Source organism: Micromonospora sp. NPDC053740 (assembly GCF_040677775.1).
Lineage (GTDB): Bacteria > Actinomycetota > Actinomycetes > Mycobacteriales > Micromonosporaceae > Micromonospora > Micromonospora alfalfae.
In genome coordinates, this window is record NZ_JBFASO010000005.1 from 239504 (window position 1) to 254895 (window position 15392).

The 15392-nt window shown below is 71.5% G+C and carries 14 protein-coding genes; 9 read left to right on the plus strand and 5 right to left on the minus strand.

Features of this window, described 5'->3' with window-relative positions:
• Positions 1-8 precede the first annotated feature (8 nt).
• The 3 genes from AB0K35_RS16255 to AB0K35_RS16265 form a co-directional block, all read right to left on the minus strand.
• Complete coding sequence (locus AB0K35_RS16255) at positions 9-980, minus strand: sugar ABC transporter permease (protein ID WP_238671911.1); 972 nt, start codon at positions 978-980, stop codon at positions 9-11.
• Positions 981-1089: 109 nt separating this feature from the next.
• Positions 1090-2379 (minus strand): extracellular solute-binding protein, encoded by a 1290-nt coding sequence (locus tag AB0K35_RS16260; RefSeq protein WP_238671910.1) that lies wholly within the window; start codon positions 2377-2379, stop codon positions 1090-1092.
• Positions 2380-2622: 243 nt separating this feature from the next.
• Positions 2623-3186 carry a plasmid pRiA4b ORF-3 family protein gene (locus AB0K35_RS16265; RefSeq protein WP_357365251.1) on the minus strand — a complete coding sequence of 188 codons (564 nt, stop codon included), beginning with the start codon at positions 3184-3186 and terminating at the stop codon, positions 2623-2625.
• 150 nt (positions 3187-3336) lie between these two features.
• Here AB0K35_RS16265 and AB0K35_RS16270 point away from each other — a divergent pair, with 150 nt between their 5' ends.
• Positions 3337-4083, plus strand: coding sequence for a pyrimidine reductase family protein (locus tag AB0K35_RS16270; protein WP_363885941.1), 747 nt, complete (start codon positions 3337-3339; stop codon positions 4081-4083).
• Positions 4084-4115: 32 nt separating this feature from the next.
• Here AB0K35_RS16270 and AB0K35_RS16275 read toward each other — a convergent pair whose 3' ends face one another.
• Together AB0K35_RS16275 and AB0K35_RS16280 are read right to left on the minus strand one after the other, a co-directional pair.
• Positions 4116-4862: a hypothetical protein gene (locus AB0K35_RS16275; protein ID WP_363885943.1), complete on the minus strand. Its 747-nt coding sequence runs from the start codon at positions 4860-4862 to the stop codon at positions 4116-4118.
• Positions 4855-5373: a SigE family RNA polymerase sigma factor gene (locus AB0K35_RS16280; RefSeq protein WP_238671906.1), complete on the minus strand. Its 519-nt coding sequence runs from the start codon at positions 5371-5373 to the stop codon at positions 4855-4857. The genes AB0K35_RS16275 and AB0K35_RS16280 overlap by 8 nt, the downstream gene beginning before the upstream one ends.
• Before the next feature lie 233 nt (positions 5374-5606).
• Here AB0K35_RS16280 and AB0K35_RS16285 point away from each other — a divergent pair, with 233 nt between their 5' ends.
• From AB0K35_RS16285 to AB0K35_RS16320, 8 genes are all read left to right on the plus strand, one after another.
• Positions 5607-7358 (plus strand): ATP-binding protein, encoded by a 1752-nt coding sequence (locus AB0K35_RS16285; RefSeq protein WP_363885945.1) that lies wholly within the window; start codon positions 5607-5609, stop codon positions 7356-7358.
• An 18-nt stretch (positions 7359-7376) separates the two neighbouring features.
• Entirely contained in the window at positions 7377-8525 is a 1149-nt protein-coding gene (locus AB0K35_RS16290; RefSeq protein WP_238671904.1) for an exonuclease SbcCD subunit D, read from the plus strand.
• Positions 8525-10999, plus strand: coding sequence for an SMC family ATPase (locus AB0K35_RS16295; RefSeq protein ID WP_238671903.1), 2475 nt, complete (start codon positions 8525-8527; stop codon positions 10997-10999). The genes AB0K35_RS16290 and AB0K35_RS16295 overlap by 1 nt, the downstream gene beginning before the upstream one ends.
• A complete protein-coding gene (locus AB0K35_RS16300; RefSeq protein WP_238671902.1) occupies positions 10996-11955 on the plus strand; it encodes a hypothetical protein in 960 nt (319 codons plus the stop codon). The genes AB0K35_RS16295 and AB0K35_RS16300 overlap by 4 nt, the downstream gene beginning before the upstream one ends.
• Positions 11956-11973: 18 nt before the next feature.
• Positions 11974-12831 (plus strand): fused MFS/spermidine synthase, encoded by an 858-nt coding sequence (locus AB0K35_RS16305; RefSeq protein ID WP_363885948.1) that lies wholly within the window; start codon positions 11974-11976, stop codon positions 12829-12831.
• A gap of 125 nt (positions 12832-12956) precedes the next feature.
• Positions 12957-13649 (plus strand): sigma-70 family RNA polymerase sigma factor, encoded by a 693-nt coding sequence (locus AB0K35_RS16310; RefSeq protein WP_091400696.1) that lies wholly within the window; start codon positions 12957-12959, stop codon positions 13647-13649.
• Positions 13646-14428, plus strand: coding sequence for a zf-HC2 domain-containing protein (locus tag AB0K35_RS16315; protein ID WP_238671900.1), 783 nt, complete (start codon positions 13646-13648; stop codon positions 14426-14428). Before AB0K35_RS16310 ends, AB0K35_RS16315 begins: the two co-directional genes overlap by 4 nt.
• Positions 14429-14631: 203 nt before the next feature.
• Positions 14632-15279 carry a hypothetical protein gene (locus AB0K35_RS16320; protein ID WP_238671899.1) on the plus strand — a complete coding sequence of 216 codons (648 nt, stop codon included), beginning with the start codon at positions 14632-14634 and terminating at the stop codon, positions 15277-15279.
• The last annotated feature ends 113 nt before the right edge of the window (positions 15280-15392 follow it).

Below are 15392 nucleotides of genomic sequence, written 5' to 3' on the forward strand. Positions count from 1 at the left end.
ATCTCTCCTCACTTCGCCGAGCGGCGGACGAGTAGGAAGTTGAACAGCGACACCACGATGATGATCATGAAGATCGCCCAGGCGACCGCAGCTCCGTAGCCGGCGGTGTTCAGGTTCACGATGCCCATCTCGTACATGTACATGGCCAGCGTCTGGAACTCCCGCTGGTTGCCGCCGATGATGTTGCCGTTGCCGAACAGCAGGGGCTCGGTGAAGAGCTGCATGCCGCCGATCGTGGACAGGATGACCACGAAGATGAAGGTGGGCTTGAGCATGGGCAGGGTGATCTGCCAGAACTGCCGCCACGGACCGGCGCCGTCGATCTCCGCAGCCTCGTAGAGGTCCTTCGGAATCGCCTGCATGCCGGCGAGCAGGATCAGGGTGTTGTACCCGGTCCACCGCCAGTTGACCATGGAGGAGATGGCCGTCCAGGAACTCCACCGGTGCCCGTCCCAGTCGACAGGGTCGACACCGACGAAGCTGAGCAGCCAGTTGAACAGGCCGAACTCCCGCTGGAACAACATTCCGAAGACGATCGCGACAGCGGCCACCGACACCACGTTCGGCATGAAGATGGCCATCCGGAAGAACGTCTTGGCGCGCAGTAGGGACCGGTTGAGCAGGTTCGCCAGGAAGAGGGCGAGCAACAACTGGGGGATGGTCGACAGGGCGAAGATGCCGAACGTGTTGACCAGCGCGTTCCAGAAGTACTCGTCGGACACCAGCCGGGTGTAGTTGTCGAAGCCGATGAACGTGTGCTCGCCGATCATGTCCCAGTCGTGCAGCGACATCCAGGCGGTGCGCAGCATCGGATACAGCCCGAATACACCGAAGAGCACGAAGAACGGGGCGATGTAGAGGTACGGCGAGTACTTGACATCGAGGCGGTTGAGTAACCTTCCCCGTCGACGTCGGCGAGAGACGTCGGGAGAAGGCGGTGCTGCTGGCGACGGCCGTGCCGTCGTGGCCGACAGGCTCATGCGAATTTCCTTTTCCGGCGAGGCCCGGGGGCCCTCGCGCAGGGCGCTACGCGGAGGGGACCGGCCGGTGGCGTCCGGGAAGCCCCGAACGCCACCGGCAGGGAATCACTCAGAAGGCACCCTGAGTCTTTGCGTCCTTCGTGAACTGCTCCCAGGCCTTGGCCTTGTCGGCCTGCCCGTTCTCGAACGCCCGCAGGGCCGGCTCGAGCGCGTTCTCCTTCACCGCCTGGTGCTTCGGGCCCAGGTGGATCGGCTGGATCTTGGCGACGCTCTCCCCGAAGATCTTGCCGGTCGGCGCGTTGCTGAAGTACTCGTTGGTGTAGCTGAGGAACGCCTCGTTCTTCAGCGCCTCCAGGTTGGTGGGCAGCGGGCCCTTGAGCTTGAAGGCCTCCACCTGGCTCTTGGCGTTGGTCAGGTACTCGGCGAGCTTCGCCGCCTCCTTCGGGTACTTGCTCTGCGCCGGAACGGCGAGCCACGAGCCGCCCCAGTTACCGCCGCCACCAGGCACGGACGCGACGTCCCACTTGCCCTTGTTGGCCGGACCGGAGTTGTCCGACACGATGCCGAGCATCCAGGACGGGCAGAAGGTAGCCGCGAAGGTGCCCTGCTTGAAGCCACCCGACCACTCCGGCGACCAGGTGGACGCCTTGGCGGAGATGTCCGCCATCGAGGTGGCGGTGTCCCAGGCGTTCTTCACCGCGGGGCTGGTGTCCGCGATGACGTTGTCTTCCTTGTCGTAGAACAGGTCACCGTTGCCCTGGAAGAGCACGCCGTTGGAGACGGCGGTGATCGAGTCGATGAACGCCTTGCCGCCGCTGCCCTGCTTGTACTTCAGGCCGGCGTCGTGGAAGCCCTTCCAGTCCGGCCAGAGCGCCGACACCTGGTCGCGCTCGGCGGGCAGACCGGCAGCCTGGAACAGGTCCTTGCGGTAGCAGACGGCGAGGCTGCCGACGTCGGTCGGCAGGCCGATCAGCCGACCGTCCGGCGCCTTGCCCAGCTCCCACTTCCAGGGCAGGTATTCCTTCGAGTGGTCGGGGACCAGCGGGCTGAGGTCGGCCCAGTTGCGCGCGTTGGGCTTGAACTCGTTGAGGATGCCCTCTTCCAGCGCGGTGACGTCCGCCGCGCCCTTGCCGGTGGCCAGGTAGCGGACCAGCTTCGGCCGGTACTCACCGAGCTGTGCGGTCTTGCGCAGCTCGACCTTGATGCCGGTGTCCTTCTCGTACTGCTTGACGAGCTCGTCGTAGCCCATCTCGCCGAACGTGTCGACGACCAGCTTGGCCGGCTTCTCGCCGGCCGCCGGCTTGTCGTCGTCCTTGCCGCAGGCCGCGAGACCGCTGATTGCGGTGACCGCAGCCAGGGCAGCGACCGCCAGGCGGGTACGCCGCGTGGTGACACTCATGCGCTGACCCCTCTTTCCGGTGGTGAGGCTGATGTGTGTGGTGGGGGGTGTCTCATCGCGCCAGGCCGGGGATGCGTGAGTGACCCATGCCACCTCCGGGAGCGCTCCCATGAGATTGCCGGCGGGTAACGGGAGTGTCAATAGGGCGATGGGAGCGTTCCCAGATCGTTACCGCTGATCACTCCCGCAACAGCCACCCCAGCGGCACCACCCAAAGCGGGTCTCAGCAGAAGCTGGAGCGGTTCAGCAGAAGCGGCGCAGGAGGGTGGTCGCCCGTTCCGGGTCGAAGCCGGACGGGTCGAAGGCCGGACCCGCCCAGTCGCGCAGCACCGCGTGGCGGGAGCTGACGAGGTCGGCAGTGGGACTCTGGTCGTCCAGGGCTTCCAGGAGCGCCTGGTAGCCCAACGGCCCGCCGACACCCTCCGGCGGGCAGGCCCGCTCGCCGGCCAGGCAGACCGGGTACCGCTCGTCGGGGTCGGCTGTCAACGCGTCCTCCACGACCAGGTCGTGCTCCCACCAGTCACCGAAGTCGTACGTGTAGGAGAACCGGCTGCCCTTGCCGAGCACCGCGTCGAGCCGCACGTCCAGCTCGTCGTGCGACGCCAACTCCCCGTCCGGGTCCGGCTCGCCGTACTGCACCGCGTCGATCTCGAACGAGTGCAGGTGGCAGTCCCGCCAACCCATCGCGTGCTGCACCACCCGGTGCAGCCGGTCCAGCGTGTAGCCGGCCGGCACGAGCACACGGCGCCACACCGGCGGCCGGGTCCCGCCGAGGGACATCTTCAGCTGGAAGATCTGACGCGACATGCTGTCCTGTCCTCCCGCGGCTTAGGCTGCGAGCATGATCTGCCGAGCGTGCCGGGCCCGGCGACACGACGACTGCCCGGGCCGGAACTGGTGCGACTGCCAGCACCGTACCGCCGAACCCACCCCTCCGGTCACCGGTCCGGCCGGCGAATGACCGTCGGAATTCCGATCCGACGGCTCTGGCCCGAGCCGTCGACGCAGCCCCTCGACGACACCGAACTGACCGCCCTCTACGGTCGCGCCGACCAACCCCGGCTGCGGGTGAACTTCGTGACCAGCCTGGACGGCGCGGTCAGCGTGGACGGCTACTCCGCGGGGCTCTCCGGCGAGCCTGACAAACGGGTGTTCGGCCTGCTGCGGATGACCTGCGACGCCCTGGTGGTGGCCGCCGGCACGTTCCGCCACGAGGGGTACCGGGCGGTCCGCCTGAACGAGACCCGCCGCGCCTGGCGTCGGGCCAACGGGCTCGCCGAGTACCCGACACTGGTGGTCGTCTCCGGCTCCCTCGACCTCGACCCGGCGCAGGCCGCCTTCGCCGACGCGCCGACCCGCCCGATCGTGCTCACCCACGCCGACACCGACCCACCGCCCGGGCTCACCGACGTCGCCGACGTGCTGCGCTGCGGCACCGGGCGTGTCGACCTGGCCGCCGGCCTCGCCGAGCTGCACGGACGCGGGCTGACCCAACTGCTCTGCGAGGGCGGCCCGCACCTGCTCGGCGCGCTGACCGCCGCCGACCTGGTGGACGAGCTGTGCCTGACCGTCTCGCCGCTGCTGGCCGGGCCCGGCCCCGGCCGGATCACCGCCGGCGACACCGCGCCGCCCCGGCATCTGCCGTTGCGGCACGTGCTCGCCGCCGAGGACGGCGTCCTCCTGCTCCGCCACGCCCGCCAGTAGGTCGGTTGGCGCGCAGCGAGGCGCGGATGAGATCAGTCCGTGAGCACCGCCCCCGGAGCCCACGGGATCCGGTAGCGCTGGCCGTCCGCAGTGCTCGCCCAGACCTGCACCTCGTCGTACGGCTCGGCGGCGACCACCTCCGCCACCGCGCCGCGCGGCGCCGGGCCGACCGGGTGTGACACGCCTGCGGCGACGACCTCGACGGTACGACCCGGCGGCGCCTGGACCAGCACGTAGAGCCGACCACCGGAGCGCCGCGCCACGGCCACACCCAGCCCGCTGCCGGTGGCTCGGACCGCCGCACAGGCCGCGTCACCGTCGACGCAGGCCAGGTCGTACGAGAGGTAGTCGCTCAGCCGCCGCGGATCTCCCCCGTCCGGGGCGGTCCAGACCTCCGCCGCCCGACCCCCGGCGGCCCGCTCCGCGCCGTGTGGCTCCCGTCCGACAAGCACGAGCGTCTCCGTCCCGACACGGCCGACGGCGACCACCTGCGCCTGCGTCACGGGTCGACCGTCAGGATCGACGATCCCGGCCGGGACGTCGACAACCGCGCTCGGCCCGATGCCGCCGGCCTCGCCGTCACCGCGACCGACCGGCCCCAGCTGCGAACCCAGCAGCACCCCCACGGCGACCGCCACCGCGGCCGTGCCGCCCGACAGCAGCAGACGTCGGCGACGCCGCGCCCGGCCACCGGTGATGACCCGGCGGGCGAAGTCGGGCGGCAGTTCCACGGTTGCGACAGCATGGTCGAGCAGGCCGGCCACCTCGTGGTCACGCATGGTTCTCCTCCGCGAGGTCGAGATCGAGTGGAGTGACACCGGCGGCTTCCAGTCGGGCCCGCAGACGGTGCAGACCACGGGAAGCCTGGCTCTTCACCGAGCCCACCGAACAGTCCAGTTCGGCGGCTGCCTCCGCCTCGGAGAAACCAAGCCAGTACCGGACCACCACCACCGCCCGCATCCGCGGTGGAAGCTCCCGCAGTGCCTCCAGCAGCAGCTCCCGGTCGTCGACACGGGTCATCTCATCCTGCTGCGGCGTCGCGTCCGGAAGACCGGCGACCCGACGTCGGTTCCACGGCGAGCGCCACCGGCTGACCAGCCGGTTGGTCATCGCGCGACGCAGGTAAGCCTCCGGCTGCCGTTGCCGGACCACGTGCCAGCGCGGGTACGCCTGCTCCAGCACCTCCTGCAGCAGGTCCTCGGCGTCCGCCCGCTGCCCGGTGATCAGTACGGCGAAGCGGAGCAGTCGCGGGCCGCTCGTCGCGACGAAAGCGCCGAAGTCGTCATTCATGCGTGCTCCATGCCCAGGTAACGCGACCGGCGCCCCGCGAGTTGAGTCCGGACCTCGCGCGGGTACACGTACACGACTCCCGCCCACCTGGTGCGCTCGGTCGAGCACCGAGCGTCATGAGTGTGACGGCGCATGGTGTCGTCCGCCGCGTCGCGTGGCGACCTGTCGTACTCCTCGGGCAGGATGCACTGCATGCGCGCCGACAGTGATGCCCGAGCGACCCGAGCGACCCGATGACCGACGCCGAGCTCGACAGCCCGGGCGAAGTCGTCGGGCGGGTGCTGGGCACCGCCGATGCCACCCCGTTGCAGTTCTGGACGGCAGTCGCGCCCGGCAGCTACCTCCAGCTCGACGACGTGGTGGTCACCCGACGGGAGCTGCCGGACCGGGAGCCGGTGACGATCGCCGGGGTGGTCACCCAGGTCCGCGCTCGGCACGAGGGCGCCCAGTTCGAGTCCGACGTGTTCGCCATCGCCGACGGCACGCTGCCCGCGCAGGTGCAGGAGGCGGCCGAGGTCACCACCACCCGGGTCGATCCGGAGCTGTACGTGCCGCCGACCCCGGGCGCCGTGGTGCACCGGGCCGAGGGGGACGCCCGGGCCCGCGCACTGCACTTCGACCGGATGGAGCGGCGCATCCCGATGGGCATGGGTCGCGACGGGGTCCCGGTCTACCTCAATGCCGACTTCCTCGACGGCAGCCGGGGCGCGCACGTCTCCATCTCCGGCATCTCCGGGGTGGCCACCAAGACCAGCTTCGCCACCTTCCTGCTCTACTCGGTCTTCCGCTCCGGCGTGCTGGGTGGCGACGCGGTGAACGCCAAGGCGCTGATCTTCAACGTCAAGGGTGAGGACCTGCTCTTCCTCGACCACCCCAACACCCGCCTCGACGAGCCGACCCGCGCGGCGTACGCGAAGCTCGGGTTGAGCGCCGGCGCGTTCCCCGACGTGCGGGTGTACGCCCCGCCCCGGGTCGGTGACGCGGCCGGCACGCCGGATGTGAGCAGCCGGCTCACCGGGGTGGACTCGTTCTACTGGACCCTCGCCGAGTTCTGCTCCGACCGCCTGCTGCCGTACGTGTTCGCCGACGCCGACGACGAGCGCCAGCAGTACACGATGGTGGTCCACTCGGTGGCCGCGCACCTGGCCCGCTACGCCCAGCCCGCCGACGGCGGGGTGAGCATCGACGGGGTCCGGCTCGGCTCCTACGGCGATCTGGTCGACCACATCGTCGATCAGCTCAACGACGACGAGACCCGCTCCGACTGGGCGGGTAGCGCGGTCGGGCTGGGCACCGTCAACGCGTTCGCCCGGCGGTTGATCGGCAGTAAGAAGGACCTGGCCCGGCTGATCCGCGGCGACCTCGCCACCCGCCGCCCCCACTCGATCAACACGAGCGAGTCGGCCCAGGTCACTGTGGTCGACCTGCACAACCTTCCCGACCGCGCGCAGCGGTTCGTGGTCGGTGTGACGCTCAAGAGCGAGTTCGAGCGCAAGGAGAAGTCCGGCACCGCCAAGCCGCTGCTCTTCGTCGTCCTCGACGAGCTCAACAAGTACGCCCCCCGGGAGGGCTCCTCGCCGATCAAGGAGGTCCTGCTGGACATCGCCGAGCGGGGCCGCTCGCTCGGGGTGATCCTGATCGGCGCGCAGCAGACGGCGAGTGAGGTGGAGCGGCGGATCGTCACCAACTCGGCGATCCGGGTGGTCGGCCGGCTCGACCCGGCGGAGGCGTCCCGCCCGGAGTACGGCTTCCTGCCGCCCGCGCAGCGCCAGCGGGCGTTGCTGGCCAAGCCGGGGACCATGTTCGTCAACCAGCCGGACATCCCGGTGCCGCTCTGCCTGGAGTTCCCGTTCCCGGCCTGGGCCACCCGGGTCTCCGAGGCGGGCCGGGCACCATCGGAGACGCTGCGCTCGATCACCCAGTCCGCCGACCCGTTCGCCGTGGTGGGCTCCGGCGGCGGCACCGACGACGACATCCCGTTCTAGCTAGGGGCCGGCACAGCCATGAAGATCCTGCACACCTCCGACTGGCACGTGGGAAAGGTGCTCAAGGGGCAGTCCCGGGCCGACGAGCACAAGGCCGTGCTGGCCGGGGTGATCGAGATCGCCCGTGCCGAACAGCCGGATCTGGTGATCGTCGCAGGTGACCTCTACGACACCGCGGCGCCCAGCTCGGAGGCGACCCGCCTGGTCACCAGGGCGTTGACGGCGTTGCGGCGGACCGGCGCGGACGTCGTGGCGATCGGCGGCAACCACGACAACGGCCCGGCGCTGGACGCGCTACGCCCCTGGGCCGATGCCGCCGGCATCACGCTGCGCGGCGGGGTGCGGGAAAACCCGGACGAGCACGTCATCGACGGCACCACAGCAGGTGGCGAGCGGTGGCGGCTGGCCGCGTTGCCGTTCCTGTCCCAGCGGTACGCGGTGCGCGCGTTGGAGATGTACGAGCTGACCGCCGCGGAGACCAATCAGACGTACGCCGACCACCTGGGCCGGGTGCTGGGGCGACTGACCGAGGGATTCACCGAACCGGACCGGGTGCACCTGGTCACCGCGCATCTGACGGTGACCGGCGCGGCCGCCGGTGGTGGCGAGCGCGACGCGCACACGGTGTTGGGCTACGCCGTTCCGGCCACCGTCTTTCCGGCCACCGCGCACTACGTGGCGCTGGGTCACCTGCACCGGGCGCAGCGGGTCGCGGGCCCCTGCCCGGTGCGGTACAGCGGCAGTCCGCTCGCTGTGGACTTCGGTGAGCAGGAGAACATCCCCTCGGTGACGATTGTCGAGGTGACGGCCAGCACCGCAGCCCGGGTGCGGGAGGTGCCGGTGACGGCGGCGAGCGCGCTGCGGACGGTGCGGGGCACCCTGGCCCAGCTCGCCGAGATCGAGGCGCCGGACGCGTGGCTGCGGGTGTACGTGCGGGAGCAGCCCCGCGCCGGCCTGCGCGAGGAGGTCCAGGAGCTGCTCCCCCGGGCTCTGGAGATCCGGATCGACCCGGAGCTGTTGGCCGCGCCGGGCAGCGGGGCGCGCATCGCCCAGCGGTCGGGGCGTTCGCCCCGGGAGTTGTTCGCCGACTACCTGGACAGCCGGGGCCACGCCGACGAGGGTGTCCGGGAGCTCTTCGACGAGCTTTTCGAGGAGGTCGAGCACTGATGCGTCCGATGCGGTTGGACATGGCCGGGTTCACTGTCTTCCGAGACGAGACCACAGTCGACTTCACCGACGCCGACTTCTTCGCGCTGATCGGCCCGACCGGTTCGGGCAAGTCGACAGTGCTGGACGCGATCTGCTTCGCCCTCTACGGCATGGTGCCCCGCTGGGGTGGTGCCCGAGGGTTGGCGAACGCGCTCGCGCCGTCGGCGACCGAGGCGCGGGTCCGCCTGGTCTTCGAGTCCGGCGGCGCCCGGTACGTGGCGACCCGGGTGGTCCGCCGGGACGGCCGGGGCAACGTGAAGACCGCGAACGCCGGGTTGCAGCTGATGCCGGCCGGCTTCGACGTGACCAAACTCGACACCGGGTTGAGCCCGGACGACCTCGGTGAGGTGGTGGCCGGCACCCCTGCCGAGATGGAGCAGGCGGTGCTGGAGGCGGTCGGGCTGCCGTACGAGCAGTTCACCAGCTGTGTGGTGCTGCCGCAGGGGCAGTTCGCCGACTTCCTGCACGCCAAGCCGGCGACCCGGCAACAGATCCTGGTCAACCTGCTGGGCCTGGGCGTCTACGAGGACGTGCAGAAGAAGGCGACGGCGCGCGCCGCGCAGGCGGAGGCCCGGCTGGAGGCGGTCGACCAGGTGCTCGCCGGGTTGACCGGCGTGGACGACGAGGCGTTGGCCGAGGCCGACGCCCGGGTGGAGCGGATGGCCGAGCTGGCGGCCGCGGTGGCCGAGGCGGTGCCGGAGCTGGCGGCGGCCCGGGTCACCGCCGGGGAGGCCGCGGCGGCGCTGACCGCACTGGACGACGAGTTGACAGTGCTGGCCGGGGTGCGCGCGCCGGCCGGGGTGGCCGCCGTCGCTCGCGCGGTCGCCGCGGCACGGGCCGACGCCGAGGCGGCGGCGACCGGGGTGTCGCTGGCCGAGGAGCGGGAGGACAAGCTGCGCGGCGAGCTGGCCGCCGCCGGTGACGAGAGCGCGCTGCGACTGCAACTGCGGGCGTACGACGATCGGGATCGGCTGTCCGGCGAGGCGGAAACGGTCCGGGCGACGGTGCGCGCGGCGAATGACGAGCACGCCGCCTCGGTGGCGGCGCTGGCCGCCGCACGGGTGGTCGCCGAGCGGGCCGACGCCGAGCTGGAGGCGGCCTTCCGGGCGCACGAGGAGGCGAAGGCCACCGACCTGGCGGTGAGCCTGCGGGTCCACCTGCATGCCGGCGCGGCGTGCCCGGTGTGCGAGCAGCCGGTGGCCGAGGTGCCGGCGGTGCCGGCCGATTCGGCGGTGGCGGCCGCGACGGCGGCGGGCAAGGCCGCGCGGGCCGCTACCAAGGCCGCGCAGGCGACGGTGCAGGAGCGGGACACGGCGGCGCGGGAGCTGGAGCGGCTGCTGGTGCAGGCGCGAGCCCGGCAGGAGCAGACGGAGGCCCGGTTGGCCGAGCTGGACGGGCAGCTCTCCGGCGCGGCTGAGCCGGCCGTGCTGCGCCGGGAGTTGGCCGAGCACGCCCGGTTGCGGCGTGCGCTGGAGGAGGCGGCGACCGCGGTTCGGGCCGGTCGCGAGACCGCTCGGCAGGCTCGGGCCGCTGTGGACGCCGCCGAGGAGCGGCTGCGCTCGGCGTGGCGGGCCTTTGACACCGCCCGTGACGGGTTGGCCCGGTTCGGCCCACCGGCGACCGATCGGGACGACGTGGCTGCCGCGTGGGCGACGCTGACCGAGTGGGCGACCACCGAGGCGGACCGCCGCCGCGTCGAGCGGGCCGGTCGGGCCGCCGCCGTGGCGGAGGCCGAGTCGGTGGCCGACGGGGTGCAGCGGGAGATCGCTGGCATCTTCGCCGCCGCCGACGTGCCGGTCGGGGACGACCCGGTGCACGCGGCGACGGTGGCGGTGGAGCGGGCCGACGCCGACCGACGGCGGCTGCACGAGCGTCGCGAGCAGGCCGGGACGTTGCGCGAGCAGCGGGCGGGGCACGAGCGGGAGGCGCAGGTGGCGCGCGCGCTCGCCGGGCACCTGCGGGCCAACAACTTCGAGCGGTGGTTGCTGGCGGAGGCGTTGGACCTGCTGGTCGACGGCGCGTCGGGGATCCTGCGCGAGCTGTCCTCCGGGCAGTACGAGCTGGTGCACGACAAGGGTGAGTTCGTGGTGGTGGACCACCATGACGCGGGGCTGCGTCGCGGCGTGCGCACCCTCTCCGGGGGTGAGACGTTCCAGGCGTCGCTGGCGCTGGCGTTGGCGCTCTCCGAGCAGTTGGCCGGGATGTCCACCACTGCGGCCAGCCTGGAGTCGATAGTCCTGGACGAGGGTTTCGGCACGCTCGACGCCGCCACCCTGGACACGGTGGCGGCGACCCTGGAGAACCTGGCGGCCCGGGGCGATCGGATGGTCGGGGTGGTCACCCACGTGCCGGCGTTGGCCGAGCGGATCCCGGTCCGCTTCGAGGTGCGCAAGGATGCCCGGTCAGCGCGCGTGGAGCGGACGGGCCGGTGAGTGACGCCGCGTTCTTCGTCGATTCGTGGGATCCGGCGTACGGGGCGTCGTTCGAGGCGTCCGCCGCCGGGCCGGCCGCGCCGAGCAGCGCCCAGGTCGACGCGGACGTGGAGCTGCCCGCCGTGGACTGGCGGGCGATCGGGGTACGCCCCGGGGTGCGGGCGCCCGACGTGGTGTTGCTCGTCGACGGGGTTCGCCGCATCGACGCGAGCATCTGGACGGCGGAGACCGACGGCGTGTCGTTCCCCGGGTTGGCCGCCTCGTATGCGGCCGGGGTGGTCCGGTGTGACCTGGGTCGGGGTGCGGCGCAGTTGGCGGGCACCCGGGTTGGTCGGGGCCTGTTCACCGCGAGCCCCTCGGCGCAGGACGTGGTGGCGGGTGCGATCCGTTACCCGGTGCACAGGGTGGGTGGCACCGGTGAGCTGGCGAAGCTGCCGGCGGCCGTGCAGGGCCCGCTGACCGCGTTGGAGGTGGCGGTGTCCGACGCCGCCCGGGTCGACGGTGACCTGTTGGTGGTGGACGGCCCGTTGCGTAGTCGCCGGCAGTTGCCGCGCACCCTGGGCTACATCAAGACGCAGCACAGTCAGTACCTGGATGCCCGGCTGACCGCGGTGGTGACGGGCATGGCGTCGGGTGAGCGCTCCCCGGTGTTCCGGCTCGGCACCGCCTGGGGCGGTTGGTCGTGGTATTTGCGGCTGCCGGTGGCGATCGGCGCGCCGTGGGCGGGCATCGTCCGGGTGGAGTGCTCCGCCGACCTGCCCGTCGAGGCGGCGATCGAGCTGGCCGACCTGTCGCTGGCGACCCTGCCGCGCTTCGCTTCCACCCCGTACAAGGATCCGCGGGCCCCGCAGAACCTGATCCCGATCGCCGGTCTGGAGCGTCGACTGCGGGCCCTGCTCGGCGATTCCCGGCTGCTGCACCGCGCGTTGACCGCCGCGGCCCGGGCCGCCCGATGAGCGCGGAGACTGGTTCCGGTGGGGCGTAAACGGGCTGGTGACCGGGTGGTCGAGCAGGTGGACACCGGGCTGGCGGAGTTGGTGCCGGATCCGGATCGTGCCGGCTCGTGGACGCTGCTGCTCGACGGCGCGCCGCAGTCGCACGTCGACCTGACCGATCCCACCCACCTGGAGTTCGAGTACGTGCGGCGGTTGGCCGCGGCAGTGGATCTGATCGCACCTGCCGGTGCGCCGCTGCGGGTGCTGCATCTGGGCGGTGGGGCCCTGACCCTTCCCCGGTACGTCTCCGCAACCCGTCCCGGGTCTACCCAGCGGGTGTCCGAGGTGGACGGTGCGTTGGTGGAGCTGGTCCGTCGGGCGTTGCCGTGGCCGTCGGACACCCGGCTGCGGGTGCGGGTGGAGGACGCGCGGGCGGTGTTGACCTCCACCCGCGACGCCAGCTACGACGTGGTGGTCGCCGACGTGTTCGCCGGTGCCCGTACCCCGGCTCATCTCACGTCGGTGGAGTACGCGGCGGAGGTGGCCCGGGTGCTGCGCCCCGCGGGTTGGTATCTGGCGAACCTGGCCGACGGCCCGCCGCTGCGGCACGCCCGTGGGCAGGTCGCCACGGTCCGTTCGGTGCTGCCGCAGGCCTGTCTGGTCGGGGACGCGGCGGTGCTGCGGGGGCGCCGGTACGGCAATCTGGTGCTGGTCGCCGGGCGGTCCGCACCGCCGGTGCCGGAGCTGACCAGACGCGCCGCCGGTGACTGGTTCCCCGGTCGGGTGGTGGCCGGCGACGACCTGGACCGCTTCGTCGGTGGCGCGCAGGTGGTGCGGGACGCCGACGCGACCGGCTCCGATCCGCCACCGCCGGGGCTGTTCTCGGTGCGCCGCTGACCGTCCACTCCATATCGGTGGGGAAGTTTTTCCGTCGTTTGTTGATCCGCTGGGGCCGGCGCTGCGTACCACCGGGCGGCCCACCTCGTGGGCCGGCGTTGGTCACGGACATCCCGGAGGTCTGCATGCACGCGGTGGCGGCCGGTTGGCATGGCGACGCGGTACGCGCTGACTGGTTGTCGGCGCGACCCTCGTCACGGTCAACCTCGTCTGCCCGGGGGGTCGACGCGCGGGCGACGCCTCGCCAGAATGGTCCGGTGACGCCGCGACCGGCGCCCGGACGCCATCAGGCGACGACAACCGAGGCCAGCCACTCCGACCAGTTGATCCGTCAGCTCTACGCCGAGCATGCCGGCCCGTTGCTGATGTTCGTCATGCGCCTGACCGGGGGGGACCGGCAGCGCGCGGAGGACATCGTCCAGGAGACGCTGCTGCGGGCCTGGCGCAACGCGCACCGCCTGGGCACCCAGGGGCAGGGTTCGCTTCGGCCGTGGTTGGTCACTGTGGCCCGCCGCATCGCCATCGACGAGCACCGCAGCCAGGAGGCCCGGCCGCCGGAGACGTACGACCGGGACCTCACCGCGTTCGCCGAGGCGGACAGCACCGACCGGGTGCTGCGGACCATGACTGTGGCGGACGCGCTGCGTACGCTCAGTCAGTCGCACCGGGAGATCCTGATCTCGACGTACTTCCGGGGGCGGACGGTGCCGGAGGCCGCCGAGGAGTTGGGTCTGCCGCTCGGCACCGCCAAGTCGAGGGTCTACTACGCGCTGCGCGCGCTGCGCACGGCTCTGCAGGAGCGGGGGGTGACAGAATGAGCCGGCCGGACCATATGGACGTCGCGGCGTACGCGCTCGGTGTGCTCGATGAGCAGGACACTGAGCGGTTCGAGGAGCATCTCGCCACCTGCTGGGCGTGCGCGGCCGAGTTGGAGACGATGGTGCCGGTGGTCGGGCTGCTCTCCGACATCGACGGCGAGACGATGATGGCGCTGGAGCAGACGGCGACCGACCCGGCTCTGCTGGACCGGACGCTCGGCGCCGTCCGGGCCGACCGGCGGCGTACCCGGTTTCGTCACATGCTCGCTACGGCCGCCGCGATCGTGGTCTTCGGCGGTCTGACCGGGTACGGCTTCGTCAGCGTGACCGGGAACGAGCAACCGCCGGGGGTGCTCGCCGAGTCGACGCCGAGCGCGCCGAACGACCCGACGACGAGCGTGCCGACGGCCGCGCCGAGCGGCCCGGGTGTGGGCGGCACCGAGGTGGAGGGCGATCAGGTCGAGGCGACCGACCCGACCACCGGTGTGCAGACCACGATGTTCCTGGTGACGAAGGACTACGGCACCCGGATCAATTTCAGCCTGCGGAAGCTGCCCGGCCCACGCATCTGCCGACTGGTGGTGGTACGCAAGAACGCCACCACCGAGGTCATCTCCACCTGGTCGGTGCCGGAGGGCGGGTATGGCACCAACACCCGGCCGCAGGGTCTCGAACTGAGCGCCACGACGTCGGCTCTGCCGCCTGACATCAAGCAGCTCCAGGTGCAGTCGGTGGATGCCAACGGCGTGGCGAGTCCGCTGGTCACCGTACCCATGTAAGCGCGCCTACCGCATCGGCGCCGGTCATTGCCACAATGACCGGCGCCGATCTGTCGTTGCGTGAAGGGTCCCTCGCGGGGGCGTACGCATGGCGGCGGGAAACGGTTCAATCGGATTACGTGAAATTGACCACTGTTACTACTTCAACCTTGACAGCCTGCCCGCCGTACCTATGGGTGAACTGTCAAGAATGAGGAGGGCACGTGGCACAGATGAAGCGGACCGTCATCGTCGCGAGCGCGATGGTCGCACTAACGGCCTGCGCTCCCGCGGGTTACGACGGGGCGAACTCGAGCGCGGCCGAGCCGGTCGCCGTCGCCGCGGCCGAGCCCACCGCGACGGTTGAACCTGAGGCCTCGGCTTCCGCGGAGGCGCCCGCCGCCGACGCCCCGCCCGCGGACGTCGACCTGACCGAGAAGTTGGTCGGTAAGAGTGTCGCCCGGATGGGCAAGGTGGTCACCGACCAGGACGGCTGGATCCTGTACCGCTTCGACAAGGACACCGCCGACCCGCCGTCGTCGAACTGCGTCGACAAGTGCGCCGAGGTGTGGCCCCCGGCACTGACCGACGGCAACCCGGAACTCACCGGCGTCTCGGACGACAAGGTCAGCAGCGTGACCCGGCAGGACGGCACCCGGCAGCTCACCGTCGGCGGCTGGCCGGTCTACCGCTATATCGGTGACAAGAAGCCCGGCCAGTGGAAGGGCCAGGCTGTCGGTGGCACCTGGTTCGTGGTCCAGCCGGACGGCAAGAAGAACCTGAGCTGCCTGCCCAAGGGCACGCCCAAGGCGGTCGCACCGCCGGCGGACAGCGGCTCGAACGACGCCGGGGGCGCGGGCTACTCGTACTGAGCCTGGTCGCCCACGAGGGCACGGTGGTCGGTCGTCGCCGGGGAGGGCGCGGCCGGCCACCGTCGTGTCCGGGGCGGGTTCCCGGGCCGGACCGGTACGGCGGTCGTCAACCC

Excerpts from the sequence above, each read along its gene's own strand:
- AB0K35_RS16255 (WP_238671911.1), bottom strand. The coding sequence starts at position 980 with ATGAGCCTGTCGGCCACGACGGCACGGCCGTCGCCAGCAGCACCGCCT.
- AB0K35_RS16260 (WP_238671910.1), bottom strand. The coding sequence starts at position 2,379 with ATGAGTGTCACCACGCGGCGTACCCGCCTGGCGGTCGCTGCCCTGGCT.
- AB0K35_RS16265 (WP_357365251.1), bottom strand. The coding sequence starts at position 3,186 with ATGTCGCGTCAGATCTTCCAGCTGAAGATGTCCCTCGGCGGGACCCGG.
- AB0K35_RS16270 (WP_363885941.1), top strand. The coding sequence starts at position 3,337 with ATGACCGTCGGAATTCCGATCCGACGGCTCTGGCCCGAGCCGTCGACG.
- AB0K35_RS16275 (WP_363885943.1), bottom strand. The coding sequence starts at position 4,862 with ATGCGTGACCACGAGGTGGCCGGCCTGCTCGACCATGCTGTCGCAACC.
- AB0K35_RS16280 (WP_238671906.1), bottom strand. The coding sequence starts at position 5,373 with ATGAATGACGACTTCGGCGCTTTCGTCGCGACGAGCGGCCCGCGACTG.
- AB0K35_RS16285 (WP_363885945.1), top strand. The coding sequence starts at position 5,607 with ATGACCGACGCCGAGCTCGACAGCCCGGGCGAAGTCGTCGGGCGGGTG.
- AB0K35_RS16290 (WP_238671904.1), top strand. The coding sequence starts at position 7,377 with ATGAAGATCCTGCACACCTCCGACTGGCACGTGGGAAAGGTGCTCAAG.
- AB0K35_RS16295 (WP_238671903.1), top strand. The coding sequence starts at position 8,525 with ATGCGTCCGATGCGGTTGGACATGGCCGGGTTCACTGTCTTCCGAGAC.
- AB0K35_RS16310 (WP_091400696.1), top strand. The coding sequence starts at position 12,957 with ATGCACGCGGTGGCGGCCGGTTGGCATGGCGACGCGGTACGCGCTGAC.
- AB0K35_RS16315 (WP_238671900.1), top strand. The coding sequence starts at position 13,646 with ATGAGCCGGCCGGACCATATGGACGTCGCGGCGTACGCGCTCGGTGTG.